Annotated in this window: 15 protein-coding genes and 1 pseudogene; 8 read left to right on the plus strand and 8 right to left on the minus strand. The window is 71.8% G+C overall.

Going from position 1 to position 18,167, the window contains the following annotated elements; all coding sequences use genetic code 11:
- Positions 1-89: 89 nt before the first annotated feature.
- From ACLVWQ_RS23780 to ACLVWQ_RS23795, 4 genes are all read left to right on the plus strand, one after another.
- Positions 90-1,421, plus strand: a complete 1,332-nt coding sequence (locus tag ACLVWQ_RS23780; RefSeq protein ID WP_414111166.1) for a Bcr/CflA family multidrug efflux MFS transporter — start codon at positions 90-92, stop codon at positions 1,419-1,421.
- A complete protein-coding gene (locus ACLVWQ_RS23785) occupies positions 1,349-2,551 on the plus strand; it encodes a serine hydrolase domain-containing protein (protein WP_414111167.1) in 1,203 nt (400 codons plus the stop codon). Before ACLVWQ_RS23780 ends, ACLVWQ_RS23785 begins: the two co-directional genes overlap by 73 nt.
- Before the next feature lie 110 nt (positions 2,552-2,661).
- The gene (locus ACLVWQ_RS23790; protein ID WP_414111168.1) at positions 2,662-3,687 is read left to right on the plus strand and encodes a small ribosomal subunit Rsm22 family protein; all 1,026 of its coding nucleotides are present in this window, start codon (positions 2,662-2,664) and stop codon (positions 3,685-3,687) included.
- Between the two features lie 115 nt (positions 3,688-3,802).
- Positions 3,803-4,426: a TetR/AcrR family transcriptional regulator gene (locus ACLVWQ_RS23795; RefSeq protein ID WP_414111169.1), complete on the plus strand. Its 624-nt coding sequence runs from the start codon at positions 3,803-3,805 to the stop codon at positions 4,424-4,426.
- Here ACLVWQ_RS23795 and ACLVWQ_RS23800 read toward each other — a convergent pair.
- Positions 4,405-5,256, minus strand: a complete 852-nt coding sequence (locus ACLVWQ_RS23800) for a glycerophosphodiester phosphodiesterase (protein ID WP_414111170.1) — start codon at positions 5,254-5,256, stop codon at positions 4,405-4,407. The genes ACLVWQ_RS23795 and ACLVWQ_RS23800 overlap by 22 nt on opposite strands.
- Positions 5,257-5,424: 168 nt before the next feature.
- Here ACLVWQ_RS23800 and ACLVWQ_RS23805 point away from each other — a divergent pair, with 168 nt between their 5' ends.
- On the plus strand, positions 5,425-6,156 hold the full coding sequence (locus ACLVWQ_RS23805; RefSeq protein WP_414111171.1) for a bifunctional DNA primase/polymerase: 732 nt from the start codon (positions 5,425-5,427) through the stop codon (positions 6,154-6,156).
- Between the two features lie 287 nt (positions 6,157-6,443).
- Here the strand turns inward: ACLVWQ_RS23805 and ACLVWQ_RS23810 are convergent, their stop codons facing one another.
- The 7 genes and pseudogenes from ACLVWQ_RS23810 to ACLVWQ_RS23840 form a co-directional block, all read right to left on the minus strand.
- Positions 6,444-7,451 carry a hypothetical protein gene (locus tag ACLVWQ_RS23810; protein WP_414111172.1) on the minus strand — a complete coding sequence of 336 codons (1,008 nt, stop codon included), beginning with the start codon at positions 7,449-7,451 and terminating at the stop codon, positions 6,444-6,446.
- Positions 7,426-8,372, minus strand: a pseudogene (gene efeU, locus ACLVWQ_RS23815) (iron uptake transporter permease EfeU). The gene ACLVWQ_RS23810 and the pseudogene efeU overlap by 26 nt, the downstream one beginning before the upstream one ends.
- Positions 8,373-8,375: 3 nt before the next feature.
- Entirely contained in the window at positions 8,376-9,680 is a 1,305-nt protein-coding gene (gene efeB / locus ACLVWQ_RS23820) for an iron uptake transporter deferrochelatase/peroxidase subunit (protein ID WP_414111173.1), read from the minus strand.
- 9 nt (positions 9,681-9,689) lie between these two features.
- Positions 9,690-10,850 carry an iron uptake system protein EfeO gene (efeO, locus tag ACLVWQ_RS23825; RefSeq protein ID WP_414111174.1) on the minus strand — a complete coding sequence of 387 codons (1,161 nt, stop codon included), beginning with the start codon at positions 10,848-10,850 and terminating at the stop codon, positions 9,690-9,692.
- A 177-nt stretch (positions 10,851-11,027) separates the two neighbouring features.
- Positions 11,028-11,888, minus strand: a complete 861-nt coding sequence (locus ACLVWQ_RS23830; RefSeq protein ID WP_414111175.1) for a heme ABC transporter ATP-binding protein — start codon at positions 11,886-11,888, stop codon at positions 11,028-11,030.
- Positions 11,885-12,994 carry a FecCD family ABC transporter permease gene (locus ACLVWQ_RS23835; protein ID WP_414111176.1) on the minus strand — a complete coding sequence of 370 codons (1,110 nt, stop codon included), beginning with the start codon at positions 12,992-12,994 and terminating at the stop codon, positions 11,885-11,887. The genes ACLVWQ_RS23830 and ACLVWQ_RS23835 overlap by 4 nt, the downstream gene beginning before the upstream one ends.
- Positions 12,991-13,989 carry a heme/hemin ABC transporter substrate-binding protein gene (locus tag ACLVWQ_RS23840; protein WP_414111177.1) on the minus strand — a complete coding sequence of 333 codons (999 nt, stop codon included), beginning with the start codon at positions 13,987-13,989 and terminating at the stop codon, positions 12,991-12,993. Before ACLVWQ_RS23840 ends, ACLVWQ_RS23835 begins: the two co-directional genes overlap by 4 nt.
- Positions 13,990-14,193: 204 nt before the next feature.
- Here ACLVWQ_RS23840 and ACLVWQ_RS23845 point away from each other — a divergent pair, with 204 nt between their 5' ends.
- The 3 genes from ACLVWQ_RS23845 (at position 14,194) to ACLVWQ_RS23855 (ending at position 17,992) form a co-directional block, all read left to right on the plus strand.
- Positions 14,194-15,705: an HtaA domain-containing protein gene (locus tag ACLVWQ_RS23845; protein ID WP_414111178.1), complete on the plus strand. Its 1,512-nt coding sequence runs from the start codon at positions 14,194-14,196 to the stop codon at positions 15,703-15,705.
- Positions 15,706-15,822: 117 nt separating this feature from the next.
- Positions 15,823-17,307 (plus strand): HtaA domain-containing protein, encoded by a 1,485-nt coding sequence (locus ACLVWQ_RS23850; RefSeq protein ID WP_414111179.1) that lies wholly within the window; start codon positions 15,823-15,825, stop codon positions 17,305-17,307.
- Between the two features lie 40 nt (positions 17,308-17,347).
- Positions 17,348-17,992: a PhzF family phenazine biosynthesis protein gene (locus ACLVWQ_RS23855; protein ID WP_414111180.1), complete on the plus strand. Its 645-nt coding sequence runs from the start codon at positions 17,348-17,350 to the stop codon at positions 17,990-17,992.
- The last annotated feature ends 175 nt before the right edge of the window (positions 17,993-18,167 follow it).

The raw sequence follows: 18,167 nt of genomic DNA on the forward strand, positions 1-18,167 counted from the left end.
CGACGATCTCGACGGCTTCGACCACTTGTACGAGACAACCCGTACGAGCTGAGAGCATAGGTGGCGGATTCCACAGAGAGGGAGGGCACATGCCCGAGCGTGGCCGCACCGCGCAGGACCAGGACGGCCCGGACACCCACATGACGACCGACGCGGCGCTGGGCGGTCCGGTTGCCCGCCGCTCCGTCGGGCTCCTGGTCACGCTCATCCTCGGCGGGCTCACCGCCGTACCGCCGCTGTCCATGGACATGTACCTCCCGGCGCTGCCGGACGTCACCGACGCGCTGCACGCGTCCGCTGCCACCGTGCAGCTGACCCTCACCGCGTGCCTCGCCGGCATGGCGCTCGGGCAGTTGGTCGTCGGTCCGATGAGCGACAAGTGGGGCCGCAGACGGCCGCTGATCGCCGGGCTGCTCGTCTACATCGTCGCCACCGCCGTCTGCGCCGTCGCGCCCACCATCGAACTCCTCATCGCCTTCCGGCTGCTCCAGGGCCTCGCGGGCGCCGCCGGGATCGTGATCGCGCGGGCCGTCGTACGCGACCTGTACGACGGCATGGACATGGCGCGGTTCTTCTCCACCCTCATGCTGATCTCCGGGGTCGCGCCGATCATCGCGCCGCTCATCGGCGGGCAGGTGCTGCGCGTCACCGACTGGCGGGGCGTCTTCTACATCCTGACCGTCATCGGGATCGCGCTGACCGCCGTCGTCTGGAAGCTGCTGCCCGAGACGCTCCCGCCCGAGCGACGCCACGGCGGCGGCACCGTCGAAGCCCTGCGCACCATGCGCGGCCTGCTCGCCGACCGGGTCTTCACCGGCTACATGCTCACGGGCGGCTTCGCCTTCGCGGCGCTGTTCGCGTACATCTCCGCCTCGCCGTTCGTGATCCAGGAGATCTACGGCGCCTCCCCGCAGACGTACAGCATCCTCTTCGGCGTCAACTCCGTCGGCCTCGTGATCGTCGGCCAGATCAACGGCAAGATCCTCGTCGGCCGGGTCAGCCTCGACAAGGTGCTCGCGTTCGGCCTCACGGTGATCACCGTCGCGTCGGCCGCGCTGCTCCTGATGTCCACCGGGGTCTTCGGCGACGTCGGACTCGTCCCCATCGCCGTCGGACTCTTCGTCCTCATGTCGGCGATGAGCCTGTGCATGCCCAACACCAACGCGCTCGCCCTCATGCGCACCCGGCACTCGGCCGGCTCCGCGTCCGCCCTGCTCGGCACCTCCTCCTTCCTCGTCGGCGCGCTGGCCACCCCCCTGGTGGGCGTCGCGGGGGAACACACGGCCGTTCCGATGGCCGTCGTCCAGCTCGCGTGTTCACTGGTCGCCGTCGGCTGCTTCATGGCACTGTGCCGACCCTGGCGCAAACACACGGACGTGGCGGTGGACGTAGTGGTGGACGTGAAGGGAGCAGGGAGCTGAGCGCACCGAGACTGCGCCCCGGCACAGCGGAGCGTGCCGGGCTCGACCCCGGGGAACTCGACTGTCTCGTACGGGAGTTCCGCCGGCTCACCGACGGCGGCCGGCCCTGGGCCGCGGGCGCCGTACTGGTCGCGGGGCGCGGACCCGTGATCGCCGTCGAGGAGGCGGCGGGCTGGGCCGTGCGCTACTGCGCCTACGACGAGGAGCGGGACACCGGGGTGGAACTGCCCCGCGCGGAACAGGTGCCGGCGACCCCGCGCACCCCCTTCGACCTGGCCTCCCTCACGAAGCTCTTCACCAGCGTGGCGGCCGTGCAGCAGCTGGAGCGCGGCACGCTGGGCATCGACGCGCGCGTGGGGGCGTACCTGCCGGGCTTCGGCGCGGCGGCCGAGTACGGCATCACCGTGCGGCACCTGCTCACCCACACCTCCGGGCTGCGGCCCGAACTGCCGCTCTACGACTGCCCGGACGACCGGGCACGGCTCGCCCTGCTGCGGTCCGAGAAGCCGGTGACGGCGCCGGGCGGCGCGTACGGCTACTCGGACCTCAACATGCTGCTCCTCCAGCAGGTCCTGGAACGGATCACCCGGCGCCCGCTGGACGTCCTCGTCAAGGAGGGGATCACCCGGCCGCTCGGCATGACCGACACCGGCTTCGGGCCCTGCCCCGGCGCCGCCGCCACGGAGGACCAGCGGCGGCCCTGGGGCAAGGCCGACCGGGGGATGCTGCGGGGCGTGGTCCACGACGAGAACGCGTGGGCGCTCGGCGGGGTCGCGGGGCACGCGGGACTCTTCTCGACGGCGGCCGACCTCGCGGTCTTCTGCCGGACCCTGCTGGCGGGCGGCTCCTACGGCACCGCCCGGATCCTCGGCCCCGACTACGTCGAGCTGCTCCTGTCCCCGCCCGGACTCGGATTCGCCCTGGACCAGCCGTCGTTCATGGGCGCACTGGCCGGGCACGGAGCGGCGGGCCACACGGGCTTCACGGGTACGTCGCTGGTGCTGGACCCCTCGACGGACACGTTCCTGGTGCTCCTGGCGAACACCGTCCACCCGCGCCGCAGGCCCGCGGACAACGGGCCCCGCGCGGCGGCGGCGACCCGGCTGGCCAGGGCGGTACGGGACGCCTGAGGGGTGCCTGACGGACGCCTGAGGGGTGCCTTGAGGGGGGGCGGGAACGGTGCGGGAACGGCGGCGTGAGCGATGCGTGGCCCGGCGGGCGGTGCTCGTAGACTCCCCTCGTGAACGCCCCCGTTTCTCCTGCTTCCCCCGCTTCCCCCGCCTCTCCGGCTGAGACCTTGCGTGCGGCCCTCGCGGAGCTGCTCGACGGACTGCCGCCGAAGGTGGCCGCGCAGGCCGTCGAACGGCTGATCGCGAAGTACCGGGGGACCACCCCGACCGACGCCCCGATCCTGCGCGACCGCGCGGACGTGGCGGCGTACGCGGCGTACCGGATGCCCGCGACCTTCGAGGCCGTACGGGCCTCGCTGGACGCCTTCGCGGCGGTGGTGCCCGCGTGGGTGCCGGGCAGCCATGTCGACGTGGGCGGCGGCACCGGCGCCGCGACCTGGGCCGTGAACGCCACCTGGCCCGAGGAGCGGCCGGTGACCGTGCTCGACTGGGCCGAGCCTGCGCTCGCGCTCGGCCGTGAACTGGCCTCGCGCAACCCGCTGTTGAAGTCCGCCGAGTGGAGCCGCGGGCGGATCGGGGCGGGGCTCGCGCTGGAGAGCGCCGACCTCGTCACGGTGTCGTACGTCCTCGGTGAGCTGACCGACGCCGGCCGGGCGGCTGTCGTGGACGCGGCGGCGGGGGCCGGGCAGGCGGTCGTCATCATCGAGCCCGGTACGCCCGACGGGTACGCCCGGGTCATCGAGGCGCGGGAGCGGCTGATCGGTGCCGGGTTCCATGTCGCGGCGCCGTGCCCGCACAGCGCGGCCTGTCCCATCGTGCCGGGGGAGGACTGGTGCCACTTCTCGGCGCGGGTGAGCCGTTCCTCGCTGCACCGGCAGGTGAAGGGGGGATCGCTGGCGTACGAGGACGAGAAGTTCGCCTATGTCGCGGCGACGCGGTTCGGGGTGGAGCCGGTGGGGGCGAGGGTGGTGCGGAGGCCGCAGATCCGTAAGGGGCAGGTGTTGTTGGACTTGTGTGAGGGGGAGGGGGAAGGGGAGGGGCGGCTCGGGCGGTCCACCGTCACGAAGCGGCATGGTGCGTTGTACCGGGCGGCGCGGGATGTGGACTGGGGGGACGGGTGGCCGCCGGCGGAGTAGGGGTTCCTCGCCCCCGCCGACCCCCGCCAAAAGATTGCGCAGTTCCCCGCGCCCCTTAGGCATGCCTGGTTTTTGGCGAGACGGTTCGTCTTGTTGTGCTGGTAGTTTCGGGGGCATGGCTCCCGACTCCAACCGCCGCAGCGAACGCTCCCGCCGCGCCATCTACGACGCCGCCCTCGCCCTCGTCACCGAGGTCGGCTACCCCAAGACCACCATCGAGGGCATCGCCGCCCGCGCGGGCGTCGGCAAGCAGACGATCTACCGGTGGTGGTCGTCGAAGGCGGACGTCCTCCTGGAGGCGTTCATCGACCTGAGTGCCCAGGCGGCCGAGGCGGCGGCCAGGCCCGAGGTCATCGGGGAGCAGGCGGCGTACGAGATCCCCGACACCGGCGATCTGGAGGCCGACCTCAAGCTCGTACTGAGGTCCACCGTCGACGAACTGCTCGACCCCGCCTTCGAGGCCCCGTCCCGGGCCCTGGCCGCCGAGGGCGTCGTCAACGAGGAGGTCGGCAGGGAGTTCGTCGGCAAGCTCCTCGAACCCCAGCTCCAGCTGTACGTGAAGCGGCTGCGCTCCGCCCAGGCGCAGGGCGCCGTACGCGCCGACATCGACCCGCGCATCGCCCTGGAGCTCTTCGTCTCGCCGCTCGCCCAGCGCTGGCTCCAGTACACGGGCCCCATCACGTACGAGTACACGGACCGGCTCGTCGAGTACGCCCTCTACGGCCTCGCCCCGCGCTGACCCGCCGCCGCCCCGGCCAGCCGGCCCGGCGCGTCCGTGATGACCCCGTCGCAGCCCAGCGCGAGGACGCGGTCGCGCTGCGCCGGAGTCACCACCGTGTGCGCCCACACCCGCGGGACACCGGACCGGACGGCCCGTACGAGATCCCGGTCGCGGGCCCTGTGGTCCACGTCCAGGACGTCCACGAACGGCCGCCACCGCTCGGGCCGGTCCGTACGCATCTGCCGCGCCGAACGCCACAACTGCGCGAGCAGGCCCATGCGGTGTGCGCGCAGGGCCACCGCGGGGTGGTTGGAGTTGACCAGCACCGAACGGGTCAGACCGCGTTTCCTGATCATGGCGGCGACGGTCCGCAGGCTCGCCGGGTCCTTCGCCTCCAGCATCAGGACCACCCGCCCGCCGAACCGGTCCAGCACCTCCGCGAGCGTCGGCGGGCGCTCCGAACGCCAGCTGCCGGGCAGCGCGGCCCGGGGGCGCAGCCGCACCCCCTGCCAGTCGCGCCGGTCGAGCGCGCGCACCGGGCCGCCCAGGTAGGTCGTACGGTTCAGGGTCGCGTCGTGCATCACCACCACCGTCCCGTCGCGCAGCATCCTGGTGTCCAGGTCGAGCACCTGGGCCGTGCCGCGCTCGTACGCCGCCATGAGGCCCGACATGCTGTTCTCCGGGACCTCCCGGGCGCCGCCGCGGTGCGCGACGTGGACGACGCGGGGGAGCGCGGACAACGTCAGCGGGCCGGTGCCCCATTCCAGCGGGGCGACCGTGCCGCCCTGTCCCGAGAGGGCCAGGGACGTGAGACCGGCGATGACTGTCAGCGCAGTCCGTGTGACCATGCCGACACCGTAGGCGGGCACATCGTGTCAAAGTACGCAATGACACCCGATCCCTGTTCCGGGCGGGCATCGCCCCACCTACCCCGGATGTGGGCTCCGGCCCCCCGAAGCGCAGGATGGTGCGACCATGAGGCATGCTTTCCGCACAATAGCCAGGTGAGGGGATCGATGAGCGCAGAGATGGGCCGCCGCTCCGGTGGACAGGGCAGGATCTCCCAGTGGTTGCGCGGCCGGCGCCCACGACCGGACGCCGCGGACGACTCCGCGAACCGTGAGGAGCTGCTGCTCGCCGCCGCCGGAGCCGGGCTGCCGCTCGCGCCCGCCGCCCATCCTTCCGCCTACCGGTGTTCCTGTGACCGCGTCGGGTGTCCGACGCCGGCGCGCCATCCCGTCTCCTTCGCCTGGCAGACGCAGTCGACGACCGACCGGGCGCAGATCGAGCGCTGGGCGCGGCATCAGCCGCTGGCCAACTTCATCACCGCGACCGGCATGGTGCACGACGTGCTGGACGTGCCGGTGGAGGCCGGGCAGGAGGCGCTGGACCGGTTGCTCGCCGCGGGGATCGAGGTCGGGCCTGTCGCGCTGTGCGGGGACGACCGGATGCTCTTCTTCACCGCCACGCGCGGTACGCCCGAGGACGAGGACGAGTGGTGGCCGTGCGAGCTGGACTGCCATCCCGAGACGATGGACGAGCATCCGGGGCTGCGGTGGCACTGCCGGGGGTCGTATGTGCTGGTGCCTCCGGCGCGGTTGCCGGGGGAGCTGGTGGTGGAGTGGGTGCGGGGGCCTGAGTTCGGGTTGCCGGATCCGTTGTCGTTGCTCGAAGTGCTGACGGATGAATGTGCTCGGTATGCGGGGGAAGAGCGGGAGCATGTTGTGGCGTGGCCGCTTCGGGGGTGAGCGGGGTGCGGTGCGTTGTTTTGTGCGGGTGCGTCGTGGCTGGCCGCGCCCCCTGCGGGGCTTCGGCAGGGGTTCGTCTGCGGGTGCGTCGTGGCTGGTCGCGCAGTTCCCCGCGCCCCTAAAAGACTGCGCCGTTCCCCGCGCCCCTAAAGACAAAAGACTGCGCCGTTCCCCGTGCCCCTGAGGACAAAAGACTGCGCCGTTGCCCGTGCCCCTGAGGACAAAAGACTGCGCCGTTGCCCGTGCCCCTGAAAGTGTCGTTTCCCGTGTTTCTGGAGGGGTTTGGGTTACTCGCCCTTTGCTGCTGTCAGGCCCTGGATTCTGCTCAGGAATTTGATCTCGGGGTTCGTGGCTGACTTCGGGGGGTCCAGGACTGCCTGGTTCGAGGTGGATTCCAGGGTGAGGGACTGTTTGGGGTCGCCTGTCATCAGGGCCTTCACGTCGGCGTTGGTGACGTTGATGGGGACTCCCGGGGCCGCCGTCTGCTTCTGGTAGTGGCGGGTGGTGAAGAAGACCAGGGCGCCGCCGTCCGTGGTGCGCAGGCCCACCGGGGCGTAGCTGCCGGAGGCCAGCGGCTCGTCGATGTACTGCTGGGCGAGGCCGGGGCGGGCCGCGTTCTTCTCCCGGTCGGAGCGCCACTTGGTGGTGTGCGCGCCGGCGGCGAACGCGTCGTCGGCGCCGTCCTTCAGGTACGTCGCGTACCGCTGCGGCAGACGCGCGGGGGCGACCGCCAGATCCTTCGCGTCCGCCGTGACCGGCTGGGCCCAGCCGTCCTCGTCCTTCTCGAACTCCGGTATCTCGTCGGCCGCGGCGATCGTCAGGTACGAGACCTCCCACAGCGCGTTGACGTCGTCGCGGGTGAACACCAGCAGCCAACGGTCCTCGCCGCGCCCCTTGTTGGCCTTCGAGGCGGTGACGAACCAGCGCGGCCAGCCGGCCTTCTCGGGGATGGTGAACTCGGTGTCGGTGAGCTTCAGGGGCACATAGCCGGGGTTGCCGCCCGGCTGGTTCTTGCCACCGGCCTTCAGCTTCGCCCCGTCGATGTCGCCGAGGGCGCCCGTGACCCGGTCCGCGTCCAGGGACGCGTCGTTGGCGCCGTTCGCCTTGTTGTAGGCGGTGGTGAAGTCCTTCAGCGCACGCGTGGCCTCGGCCTTCGTGGCCGCGGGGAGGATCTCCCGTTCCCCGTGCACCACCACGCACCCGCTCGCCGTCATCGACAGCACGGTCACCGAGGCCGCCGTCAGCGCGCTCCGGCCAAGTCTGCGAGGCCTACGAGGGCCGTGATCCCTGCTCATCAGGTGCCTTCACCTTCCCCTTCCCGGAGGCGAACCCTACCCCCGCCCCGGGCCTCTTCGCGCACCTGGGCGTCAGACCTCCTCGCGCACCGGCGCGGGCGACTCGGCCCCGCCCCGCCCGGTCCGCGACGGGGCCAGGAAGAACGCCAGCGTCGGCACCAGATACGCGACCCACACGACGACCTGGACGACGGTGGGGTCGGGCTGGAAGTTCAGGACGCCCTTCAGGAGGGTGCCGTACCAGCTGTCCGGAGGGATGGTCCCGCTGATGTCGAAGGCCTTGTTCGTCAGGCCCGGCAGGAAGTCGGCCTCCTGGAGGTCGTGCACGCCGTACGCGAGGACGCCCGCCGCCACGACGACCAGCATGCCGCCGGTCCAGGTGAAGAACTTGGCGAGGTTGATGCGGACCGTGCCCCGGTAGAAGAGGTAGCCCAGCGCGATCGCGGTCAGGATGCCCAGCAGTACGCCGAGCAGCGGGCCCTGGGTGCCGTCGCTGGAGGCGCGCACGGAGGCCCAGACGAACAGGGCGGTCTCCAGACCCTCGCGGCCCACCGCCAGGAAGGCCGTCGCGACCAGCGCGGCCGTGCCCATCTGCAGGGCGGCGTCCAGTCTGCCGTGCAGCTCGGACTTCAGATGGCGGGCGGTGCGGCGCATCCAGAAGACCATCCAGGTCACCAGGGCGACCGCGATGATGGACAGGGAGCCGCCGAGGGCCTCCTGGGCCTCGAACGTCAGCTCCTGGGAGCCGAATTCGAGCGCGAAGCCGAAGCCGAGGGCGAGGACCACCGCGACGGTGATGCCGATCCAGATGGGCCTCAGGGCGTCCCGGCGTTCCGTCTTCACCAGGTAGGCGATGAGGATGCAGACGACGAGGCTGGCCTCCAGACCCTCGCGCAGGCCGATCAGATAGTTGCCGAACACGGCCTACTCCTCCTTGGGTTCCGTGGCGAACAGCGTGCGGCCCCACCAGTCGTCCTTGTCACGGACGCCGGGCGGGATCGCGAAGAGCGCTGAACCCACGTGCTGGATGTATTCGTTGAGGGAGTCGGCGGCCAGACTGCGCTGCACCGGGATGAAGCCCTTGCGCACATCGCGCTGGTAGGCGAGGAAGAACAGGCCGGCGTCCAGGCGGCCGAGCCCGTCGGTGCCGTCGGTGAAGGAGTAGCCGCGGCGCAGGAGGGTCGCTCCGGCGTTGGTGTCGGGGTGGGCGAGCCGTACGTGCGCGTCGGGCTTCATCGCCTTCAGGAACGGCTCGTCCCGCTCCCTGGCCTTGCCGACGGGTGCGCCCTCGCCCTTGTCACGCCCGAAGACGTCCTCCTGCTCCTGGAGGGAGGTGCGGTCCCAGGTCTCGATGTTCATCCGGATGCGCCGGGCCACCAGGTACGAGCCCCCGGCCAGCCAGGCCGAGTCCGGTTCGGTGTCCTTCTCCTCGACCCAGACGAACTTCTCCAGGCGGTCGGTCTCGGTGCCCGCGATGTTGCGGGTGCCGTCCTTGAACCCCATGAGGTTGCGGGGGGTCTGGGCGTCCGGGGTCGTCGACGACGTCTTGCCGAAGCCCAGCTGGGACCAGCGGATCACGACGGTGCCGAAGCCGATCCGGGCCAGGTTGCGGATCGCGTGCACGGCCACCTGCGGGTCGTCCGCGCAGGCCTGGACGCACAGGTCGCCGCCGCTGCGGTCGCGGTCGAGGTTGTCGCCCGCGAACTTCGGCAGGTCGACGAGGGCGTCGGGCCGCCGGCCTGCGAGGTCGAACTTCTCGAACAGGGAAGGACCGAAGCCGATCGTGAGGGTCAGCCGGGAGGGGGTGAGGCCCAGCGCCTCGCCGGTGTCGTCCGGCGGCGCCTCGGCGAGCCCGCCGTACGCGCCCTCACCGACCGCCCGCCCGGCGGTGAGCCGGCGGGCCGCCTCGGTCCAGTCCTTCAGCAACCGGACGAACGCGGCCCGGTCGTCGGTCTTCACGTCGAAGGCGGCGAAGTGCAGCCGGTCCTGCACCGGGGTGGCGATGCCCGCCTGGTGCGTGCCGTGGAAGGCGATCTCGGCACCCGCCCCGGCGGCGCTCTGCCCGGTGCCGTCGTCGCCCGACCCGGCCACCGCGACCGTGCCGCCGGCCGCCGCGGCACCCAGGACGAGCTGGGCACCGCCCCAGCCCAGCACCGAACGCCGGGAGGGAGCGGCCGGCGCGGGTCCCGCGGCCGGCGGTGCGGTTTCCTCGGGGGGCGTGTCCGTCACGGCCGGTCCCTACTTGGTGGTGACGACGGCGGCGGCGAGCTTGGACAGCGGCTCCGCGAGCGCGTTCACCGCGTCGGAGAGGTCCTTGCGGTCCGCCTTGCCCACCTTGTCGTACGAGGTGAACTCGTACGACGTCGTGTCCTCGCGGTACTTGTCCAGGAGCGTGTCGAGCGCCGCGAACTGCTTGTCCAGCTCGGTGACCAGCGCCGCGTCGTTCTCCTTCGCGACCGGCTTCAGCAGCTCGTACGACTTCTCGGCGCCCTCGACGTTCGCCTTGAAGTCGACCAGGTCGGTGTGCGAGTAGCGCTCCTCCTCGCCGGTGACCTTGCCGGTGGCGACCTCGTCGAGGAGTTCCTTGGCGCCGTTGGCCATCGAGGTCGGGGTGATCTCCGCCTTGCCGACCCGGTTCTGCCAGTCGGTGAGGTCCTCGATCAACTGGTCGGCGAGCGCGGAGTCGCGGGCGGTGAGCTTCTTGTCCTTCCACAGCGAGCGCTCCAGACGGTGCCAGCCCGTCCAGTCCTTCTCCAGGTCCTGGCCCTCCTCCAGACCGTCCTCGCGCAGGTCGACCTTGGGGTCGATGTCCCCGAACGACTCGGCGACCGGCTCGGTGCGCTCCCAGCCGATGCGCGAGGTGGCGTACGCCTTCTTCGCGGCCTCGACGTCCCCGGCCTTGACGGCGTCCGTGAAGACCTTGGTCTTCGGCAGGGTCGCGTCGGCCTGCTCCTGCGCGTACTGCCGGTAGGCGGCGACCGCCGCGTCAAGACGCGGGTCCCGCTCGGCGGTCTTCCCGCCGCCGGTGACCGTGACGTCCTGGCGGATGCCCTTGCCCTTCATGCCGGGCTTGCAGGCGATCCGGTAGTCGCCCGCCTTCACCTCGGCGGTGACCTTCTGGCGGGTGCCGGGGCCGATGTTCTCGCGCTCGGTGACGATCCGGTCGTCGGGGAACAGGAGATAGACCTCGGTGACCTTGGAACCCTTGTTGGTCACGTCGATCTGCACGTGCCCGGCCGGGATCTCCTTCTTCGACACCGCGCACGCGGTGTCCGTGGCCGTCACCTCGACGACGTGGTCGTCACTCGACGCGTCGCTCTTCTCGGTGCAGCCCGTGACAGCGGCCAGCGCCGCCGCGGTCGCGGCAGCGGTGACGACGGAGAGTCGGACGGCTCGCATACAGGCTCCAAGAGGTTCACAGGGAAGGCACAGTCGCCGAGTGAGGCTTGCCTAACTTATCTGAGGCTTACCTGACTGAAAGTCGCCTGTCCAGTGATTCAGCTCTCACGGACGCCACGCGGGTACGACCCGGTCACGGAGGCTTCAACCACCCCCCACGAAACGGTCAAAGGCGGGTCAAGAACCTCTGACCGGGGCCACCATCACGCCACCGGTGCGGGGGTGCGGGAACACCTCGACGGGCTGTCGGTAGACGTCCGAAAGCAGTCGGTCCGTGAAGACCTCGGCGGGTGCTCCGTCGGCCACCGCCTGCCCGGCGCACAGGACCACCACCCGGTGCGCGTACGCCGCCGCGAGTCCCAGATCGTGCAGCACCACGACCACCGCGTCCCCCGCGCGCGCCCTGTCGCGGCAGATCCGCAGCACCAACTCCTGGTGCCGCAGGTCCAGGGCGGCCGTCGGCTCGTCGAGCAGCAGCAGCCGGGCACGCTGCGCCAGCACCCGGGCGAGCGCGACCCTGGCCCGCTCGCCGCCGCTGAGCGCGGAGAAGGGCCGGGCGGCGAACTCGGTGACCTCGGTCGCCGCCATGGCCGACGCCACCGCGGCGTCGTCCTCGGCCTCCTCGGGCCGTCCGGCCCAGGGCGCCCGCCCCATCCGTACGACGTCCTCGACCGGGAACGGGAAGGAGAGCGAGGCGGACTGGGGGAGCACCGCACGGCGCAGGGCCAGTTCGTGCGCCGACCAGTCGGACAGGGGCCGGCCGTGGACCCGTACGACACCTTCGGCGGCCGGGAGATCGGCGGCGAGCGCGCCCAACAGGGTCGACTTCCCCGCTCCGTTGGGGCCGACCAGGGCCAGCACCTCGCCCGCGCGGGCCGCGACGTCCACGCCGGCCAGCACCTCGCGGCCACCGAGCCGCACCCGCAGCCCCTCGGCCTCGGCGAGGACGTCGCCGGGGACCACGGGCCCGGGAGGAGCGGTCCGCGTGCGGAGCCACCGGCGGCCCTTGCCCCCGTCCTCCCTCGTACGCTCCCTCATGCCCAGCCTCCTTGCCTGCGACGGGTTCTGCGCAGCAGCCAGAAGAAGAACGGGCTGCCGAAGAGGGCGGTCAGCACGCCGAGCGGCAGTTCGGCGGGCTCGGCGACGGTGCGTGCCGCGAGGTCGCCCGCGAGCAGGACCACCGCGCCGCCCAGCGCGCTGCCGGGAAGGAGGAAGCGATGGCCGGGGCCTGCCGCCATCCGCAGCAGATGCGGGACGACGAGGCCCACGAAGCCGATGACACCGGAGACGCTCACGGCGGCGGCCGTCAGCAGCGCGACGACCAGCACCAGCACCACACGGAGCCGCTCGACGTCCACCCCCAGGTGCCGGGCCGGGCGTTCGCCCAGGGACAGCAGGTCGAGCCTTCGCGCGTAGAGCGGCGCCACGGCGAGACCGGCCGCCGCGCACGGCAGCACCGCGAGGACCTTCGGCCAGGTCGCCTGGGAGAGCGAGCCCAGCTGCCAGAAGGTGATCTGGTTCACCGCGGCGGTGTCGGCCAGGAAGATGAACAGGCCGATCAGGGCGCCCGCGAAGGCGTTCACCGCGATCCCGGTGAGGATCAGCGTCACGACCTCCGTACGGCCGCCCGAGCGGGACATCGCGTACACGAGCAGTGCCGTGCCCAGGCCCGTGGCGAAGGCGAAGGCCGGGACCGTCCAGGTGCCGAGGAAGTTCAGGCCGAGCGAGATCGCGGCGACCGCGCCGACCGCCGCACCCGACGAGACGCCGATGACGCCCGGTTCGGCGAGCGGGTTGCCGAACACGCCCTGCATCAGCGCGCCCGCGCAGCCCAGCGAGGCACCGACGAGCAGCGCCAGCACGATCCGCGGGAAGCGCACGTTCCACAGCACGGACTCCGGGACACGGGCCAGTCCGTCGCCGCCCAGACCGGCGCGGTGCGCGAGGGAGGACAGGACGTCACCTGGCGGGATCTCGTACGCGCCGAGCCCGGCGGAGGCCAGCGTGAGCAGCAGGAGGAGACCGGCGAGAGCGAGGGTGAGCAGCCACGGCACGCCGCGCCCGCTCCCGCGTTCGCTCCCGCGTTCGCGCCGCGCGGAAGCGTCCTGGGCGCGGCCGGGGAGGGCCTTGTCGGTGACGGTCACTCGGCGGCGTCCCCGTACAACTGGGCGACGATGGACTTCAGTACCGCGTCCGTGCGCGGGCCGTAGTTGAGGAGGACGCCGTCCTCGACCGAGACGACCCGGCGGTCCATCCCGGCGGGGGTCTGCGCGACCCCGGGGATCTCGACCAGCCCTTCGACACCGCCGACGGACTCAAGTCCCTTGGACATGACGAGGATCGCGTCGGGGGCCGCCCGGGCGAGGGCCTCCGTGGTGATCGCGGTGAAGTCCTTCTCGAGGCCCGACTCGGCGCCCGCGTCCACCGCGCCGGCCGCTTCGAGCAGCGAGGTGGCGCCCGAGCCCTTGCCGCCGATCAGATACACGGAGGCGGAGCCGCGGAGGTAGAGGAAGGCGACCCGCGGCCGGTCGGTCCTGGCGGGAACGTCCTTGCGCGCGGCGGCGATCCGCTCCTCGGAACGCTTCGTGAGTTCCTTCCCCGCGGCCGGTACGCCGAGGGCGCGGGCCACCGCCTCGATGCGCGGGCCCACGTCGTCGAGACCCCGCGCCGGGGCGACGACGAGGACGGGTATGCCCGCGTCGCGGATCTGGCCCATCGCCTCCGCGGGCCCCGTGGTGGTCTCGGCGAGCACCAGGTCGGGCTTGAGGGACAGCACGCTCTCCGCGGAGACGTCGTGGTTGCGGGTGACCACCGGCAGCTTCCCGGCCTGGGCGAAGGTGGCGGTGATGTCACGGGCGACCACGTGGTCGCCGAGGCCGAGCGTGAAGACGATCTCGCTGAGGCTGCCGGAGAGCGGGACGACGCGATCGGCGTCCTCGACGGTGACGTCCTGGCCGTCGGACGAGCGGACGGTGACCGGGAGTCGGGGGGCCGGGGTGTCCGGGAGGGGCTCGACCCGGTCCGCGGCGGCGCCGGTCCCGGCGGCCGGCTCGCTCCTGGGCGACCCGCCGCCGGAGGTGCAGCCCGTCACCGTGAGCGCGAGCACCGCAAGCAGTGCACCCGCCACTCGTGTACGCATGCGTCCCACTGTCGCGTGGTTCCTCTCGAGTTCACCGGCCGGGCGGCCGGTCAGGTGGCGGACACCGTCAGCCGAAAAGCGTCCCGCGGTCCCCAGGTGTCCGGTCCCGCACTTCCCGCATCAGCGGACATAGCTTAGGTTAGCCTTACCTTTCTCGCCAGGATGTCATCGCATCCGGCCAGATCCACCCCGTCCGGAGGACCCATGCCCTCGCGACCGCACCCACGCGCCCATGTCTCCCTGCTCCGCACGGCCTTGCTGGGGGCGCTGCTCACCGTGCTGCTCCCGGCCGGCCAGGCCCACGCGGCGAGTCGGACCGTGCAGGGCGGCCGGCTCGACTGGGGCATCAAGTCCTCCTTCCAGAGCTATGTCACCGGGCCCATAGCGAAGGGCGGTTTCTCCCTCACGGGCGGCGCGGCCACGGTCGGCGGCAGCCAGTTCCGCTTCCACTCGGCGACCGGTACGTACGACGGTTCCTCGGGCGCCTTCGACGCAGGCTTCTCGGGCGGGGTCCACTTCCTCGGGCACGAGAAGGCCGACGGGAGCCACCAACTGGACCTGACGATCAGCCGCCCCACCGTCCGCCTCGCCGGCGGCGGAGGCACGCTCTACGTCGACGTCGTCAGCAAGGCGAAGGGCACCGGGGCGGTCACGACGTCCTCGCAGGTGCCCTTCGCCTCCCTCTCCTTGGGCGGCATCGACATGACGGGCGGCGGCGATGCCGTCCAGTTGAACAACCTGCCCGCCACACTGACCGCCCAGGGGGCCAAGTCCTTCGCCGGGTACTACACGGCGGGCACCGCCCTCGACCCGGTCAGCCTCTTTGCGGACGTACGGGCGGCGGCCACCGGAGCGGCCCGCGGCCCGTCCCCCTCACCGGCCGAGTCCGAGGCCGAGCCCAAGTCCGGTGAGGGCAAGACGACTTCGGGCCGGATCGAGGACGGCGCCGTCGACTGGGGGGTGCGCAGGACCTTCCGCGAGTACGTCACCGGAGCCATCGCCCAGGGCGAGTGGAAGCTCACCGGGGGCGCCCAGGACGGCGGTGCGCTCTTCCGCTTCCCCGAGGGCTCGGGCACGTACGACGAGAAGAAGCAGACCCTCGACGCGACCTTCGCGGGCGCCGTCCGGTTCACCGGCGAACAGGGCCTGGACCTGAAACTCGCCGGGCTCCGGGCCGAGGTGACGGACGGCGGAAAGGGCACGCTCTACGCGGACGTCACGAGCGGGACCGAAAGCGGGAAGCAGGAGACGCGGAAGGAGGGGACGCGGAAGCAGGAGACGCAGAAGGAGGAGACGCGGAAGAAGGTGCCGCTGGTCACCTTCACCGCGGCGGACCTCAAGCCGAAGAGCGGCCTCGCCCGGGTCACCGAGGCGCCCACCGAACTCACCGCCGCCGGTGCCGAGGCCTTCGGCGGGAGGTACAAGGCAGGCACGGAGATGGACCCGGTCTCCCTCGCCGTCGCCCTGACCGACGGCGTCGAACTGCCGGCTCTGCCCGACCTGGGCAGCGCCGAGTCGGCCACGCCGAAAGCCGCGGGCGCGGCGCCGGAGTCGAGGACGCCCGAGCCGAAGACCGAGGCCACCGCGAGCGACTCGGACGTCCCGGTCCTGCCCATCGGCCTGACGGTCGCCTCCCTGGCCGTGATCGCCGCAGCCGTCCTGATCGTCCGCAGGCGCCGCACACAACCGGCCGCAGAAGCCCCCGACGAGACCTGAAGCGTCCTACGAGCACTGAACTCGCTGTCGCCGTCCGCTGGTTGAGCGGACAGCGACAGGGGGCCACGTGACGACTCACCACGACTCACCCACACTGAACCGAGGAGATCCACGACCATGGCCGCCAATCGCCGCCGCCCCATAGCCCTCGCCGCCGCCTGCGCGACCGCCGTCACGCTCGGCGCCACCGCGCTCGCCGCGACGTCCGCCTCCGCCGCCGAAGTGCCGCTCAAGGGCTACGAGTTGACCTGGGGCATCAAGGAGTCGTACCGCAACTACGTCACCGGCATGGCGGCCGGCGCCTTCACGCCGGAGGCCGGTGCCACGCAGGCCGACGGCAACGGCGTGTTCACCTTCGTCAACGGCACCGGGAACTACGACTCCGAGGCGCACACCGTCGCGCTCGGCTTCGAGGGCTCCCTGAACATCGTCTCCAAGCCGCACGGCTTCGAACTCGCCCTGTCCGACCTGAAGTTCGACAGCAAGGCGGCCACGGTCACCGCCGATGTGACGAAGGCCGGTGTGACCGAGCAGGACGTGCCGCTCGCCGAGGTCACCGTCAACCGCACGATGACCGACATGGAGACCGAGCTGACCGAGGAGGCGGGGGTCGTCTTCGGCAGCTCGGCCTACTCGGGCGCGGCCGGTGACCCCCTGACGGTGGTGGAGAAGAAGGCCGAGTCGCCGGACCCGACGCCGTCGGACTCCACGACCCCGTCGACCACCCCCTCCACGACACCCTCCGGCACCCCGTCGACCACCCCCTCCACGGACCCGACGGGCTCCACGCCCCCGGCCCCCGAGGCCTCCGACGCCCCCTCCAAGGGGGACATCAGCTACGGCGCACTCGGCTGGGGTGTGAAGCAGTCCTTCCGTACGTACGTCGTGGACGGCGTGGCCAAGGGCAGGATCACCGTCTCGGGCGGGGCGGAACAGGCGTCGGGCAACGGCGTCTTCACCTTCCCCGACGCCACCGGCACGTACGACACGGACGCCGACACGCTCCAGGCCTCCTTCAAGGGCTCGGTCAACTTCAAGGGCCATGAGGACAACGGAAGTTACGGGCTCGACCTGACCCTCAGCGACCTGAAGGCGGAGATCGACGGCGGCTCCGGCAAGCTGACCGCCGACGTCGACAGCCTCGGCGAGAAGTCCGACGACGTGACGCTCGCCGAACTAGAGCCCGCGTCGGCCGACCTGACGGCCGAGGACGACGTCATCACCCTCGACGACGTCACCGCCACCCTCACCGAGGCGGGCGCGAAGGCCTTCGGCGGCTTCTACCAGGCCGGCGCGGAACTCGACCCGGTCGACATCGCGGTGGCCCTGACGGCGGACGCCGAACTCCCGGACGCGGACCCGACCTCGTCCGGCGGCACGGGCGGCACGGGCGGCACGACCGGCGGAACCACCGGCGGTGCGGGCACGACCGGTTCCACCACGGGCGGCGTGACCGGCAACCTCGCCTCCACGGGCTCCGACGTCCCCGTCGGCGCGCTGGGAGCGGCGGCCGCGGCCACGCTCGCGGCGGGCGCGGGCGTGGTGTTCGCGGTACGGCGCCGCCGCGCGACGGACTCGCTGACGGGCCCCGCCCAGGCCTGACGCGTACGCCTGTGTCGGTGCCATGGTGTTGGATGCCCGCGTGACTGATTACGATGTGCTGCGGGTCTTCTGCGGGCCGCGCGGCGAGTACGGCAACGAACTCGGCGTCGTACGGGACGGTTCCGTACTGCCGGACCGGGACGAGCGGCAGGCCTTCGCGGCCAAACTCGGTTTCAGCGAGACGGTGTTCGTCGATGACCCCGAGCGCGGGGTCATCGACATCTACACACCCAGCGTGCGGCTGCCCTTCGCCGGATACCCCTGCGTGGGCACGGCCTGGCTGCTCGACGTACCCGAACTCGTCACACCGGCGGGCGTGGTGGGCACACGGCTCGACGGCGAGTTCACCTGGATCGAGGCCCGCCCGGAGTGGCCGGAGCCACGCACCCTGCGCCGGTACGCCACGGCGGCGGAGGTCGACGCGCTGCCCGTACCGCCGCCGGGGGAGTGGCTCTACGCCTGGGCGTGGGAGGACGAGGCGGCGGGCCGGATCCGCGCCCGCGGCTTCCCCGGCCGGGGCGACGGCGTGGAGGAGGACGAGGCGACGGGCGCGGCGGCCCTACAACTGACGGCCCAACTGGGCCGAGCCCTGAACCTGACCCAGGGCAAAGGCTCCCAACTCCTCACAGCCCCCCAACCAGAAGGCTGGATAGAACTAGGAGGCAGAGTCCTCCTGGAACACTGACACTTCGGAGCCCGCACTGTTCCGCTCCACAGGGGCGCGGGGAACGGCGCGATCTTTTGTCTCTGAGGGGCGCGGGGAACGGCGCGATCTTTTGTCTCTGAGGGGCGCGGGGAACGGCGCGATCTTTTGTCTCTGAGGGGCGCGGGGAACGGCGCGATCTTTTGTCTTTAAGGGG

Origin of the sequence: Streptomyces sp. CWNU-52B (assembly GCF_047444975.1) — a bacterium.
Taxonomy (GTDB): domain Bacteria; phylum Actinomycetota; class Actinomycetes; order Streptomycetales; family Streptomycetaceae; genus Streptomyces.